The following is a 1851-nucleotide window of genomic DNA, read 5'->3' as shown; positions in this document are numbered from 1 at the left end:
CAACACAGTGGACGCGAGCAACTGAGGACAAGCCCTCGGCCTATTAGTACCAGTCAGCTCCACCCGTTACCGGGCTTCCACATCTGGCCTATCAACCCAGTCGTCTACTGGGAGCCTTAACCCCTCAAAGGGGGTGGGAATACTCATCTCGAAGCAGGCTTCCCGCTTAGATGCTTTCAGCGGTTATCCTTTCCGAACGTAGCCAACCAGCCATGCCCTTGGCAGGACAACTGGCACACCAGAGGTTCGTCCGTCCCGGTCCTCTCGTACTAGGGACAGCCCTTCTCAATATTCCTACGCGCACAGCGGATAGGGACCGAACTGTCTCACGACGTTCTAAACCCAGCTCGCGTACCGCTTTAATGGGCGAACAGCCCAACCCTTGGGACCGACTCCAGCCCCAGGATGCGACGAGCCGACATCGAGGTGCCAAACCATCCCGTCGATATGGACTCTTGGGGAAGATCAGCCTGTTATCCCCGGGGTACCTTTTATCCGTTGAGCGACAGCGCTTCCACAAGCCACTGCCGGATCACTAGTCCCGACTTTCGTCCCTGCTCGACCCGTCGGTCTCACAGTCAAGCTCCCTTGTGCACTTACACTCAACACCTGATTGCCAACCAGGCTGAGGGAACCTTTGGGCGCCTCCGTTACTCTTTAGGAGGCAACCGCCCCAGTTAAACTACCCATCAGACACTGTCCCTGATCCGGATCACGGACCGAGGTTAGACATCCAGCACGACCAGAGTGGTATTTCAACGGCGACTCCACAACCACTGGCGTGGCCGCTTCAAAGTCTCCCACCTATCCTACACAAGCCGAACCGAACACCAATATCAAACTGTAGTAAAGGTCCCGGGGTCTTTCCGTCCTGCTGCGCGAAACGAGCATCTTTACTCGTAGTGCAATTTCACCGGGCCTATGGTTGAGACAGTCGAGAAGTCGTTACGCCATTCGTGCAGGTCGGAACTTACCCGACAAGGAATTTCGCTACCTTAGGATGGTTATAGTTACCACCGCCGTTTACTGGCGCTTAAGTTCTCAGCTTCGCCGACCCGAAAGTCAGCTAACCGGTCCCCTTAACGTTCCAGCACCGGGCAGGCGTCAGTCCGTATACATCGCCTTACGGCTTCGCACGGACCTGTGTTTTTAGTAAACAGTCGCTTCTCGCTGGTCTCTGCGGCCACCCCCAGCTCACCGAGTAAATCGGATCACCAGTGATGGCCCCCCTTCTCCCGAAGTTACGGGGGCATTTTGCCGAGTTCCTTAACCATAGTTCACCCGAACGCCTCGGTATTCTCTACCTGACTACCTGAGTCGGTTTAGGGTACGGGCCGCCATGAAACTCGCTAGAGGCTTTTCTCGACAGCATAGGATCATCCACTTCGCCACAATCGGCTCGGCATCAGGTCTCAGCCTTAACGTGTGACGGATTTGCCTACCACACGGCCTACACCCTTACCCCGGGACAACCACCGCCCGGGCTGGACTACCTTCCTGCGTCACCCCATCGCTTACCTACTACAAGTCTGGTTCATCGGCTCCACCACTACCCTCAACTCCGAAGAGATCGGGCCGGCTTCACGGACTTAGCATCGCCTGATTCAGTACTGGGCGTTTCAAAGCGGGTACCGGAATATCAACCGGTTGTCCATCGACTACGCCTGTCGGCCTCGCCTTAGGTCCCGACTTACCCTGGGCAGATCAGCTTGACCCAGGAACCCTTAGTCAATCGGCGCACACGTTTCTCACGTGTGTATCGCTACTCATGCCTGCATTCTCACTCGTGAACCGTCCACAACTCGCTTCCGCGGCTGCTTCACCCGGCACACGACGCTCCCCTACCCATCC

The 1851-nt window shown here is 56.6% G+C and carries 1 rRNA gene; it reads right to left on the bottom strand.

From position 1 onward, the window contains the following. Positions 1–23: 23 nt before the first annotated feature. Positions 24–1851: ribosomal RNA gene (locus ACWD3D_RS36555) — 23S ribosomal RNA — on the bottom strand; the annotation flags it as partial.

This window comes from Streptomyces sp. NPDC002690 (assembly GCF_053592415.1).
The sequence above is the reverse complement of the archived record's forward strand: the minus strand, read 5'-3'. Positions and strand labels throughout refer to the sequence as shown.